A 475-nucleotide genomic window follows, 5' to 3' on the forward strand; every position below is an offset into this window, starting at 1 on the left:
GCCATGCAGCGAACCGCTCGGTACATTTTGTTGGGCAAAATGTAACCAACATTTGCTACACACCCGTCGCACCGGGATAATGCGCGCCACCCGGCGCCCTGCGCCAAGCCAAGCCTGCTGCGGCGCTGGCGACTCAACGCGTCAACGAAAGCCCGCAGGGGCGGGATGAATGTCCGTGATCAACTTCAACATCGCCCAATGGCGCGCGTGGGCCCCGGGGCTCGACAGCGTGGACGCCTGGCAGGCCTGGAGCCGACAACCGGTCGTGCTGCAGAGCAGTGATGCCGCGCCCGAGGTGTCGTTTCTGCCGGCCATGCAACGCCGTCGCCTCAGCCGCCTGGCGCGGATGGCCTTCAGCGTTGGCTGGCCGCTGGCCGAAGGCCGGGACCATCTGCCACTGGTGTTCGTCTCGCGGCACGGCGAAACCCCACGCACGTTTGAAATCCTCCGCGATCTGGCCACCGAACAGCCGTTG

1 protein-coding gene is annotated in these 475 nt (G+C 65.9%); it reads left to right on the forward strand.

Annotated elements, in window-relative coordinates:
• Window positions 1-169 precede the first annotated feature (169 nt).
• The coding region (locus J5M71_RS27850; protein ID WP_207838799.1) for a beta-ketoacyl synthase chain length factor at window positions 170-475 on the forward strand (306 nt) is incomplete at its 3' end.

Origin of the sequence: Pseudomonas sp. 43(2021) (assembly GCF_017490805.1) — a bacterium.
Taxonomy (GTDB): Bacteria; Pseudomonadota; Gammaproteobacteria; order Pseudomonadales; family Pseudomonadaceae; genus Aquipseudomonas.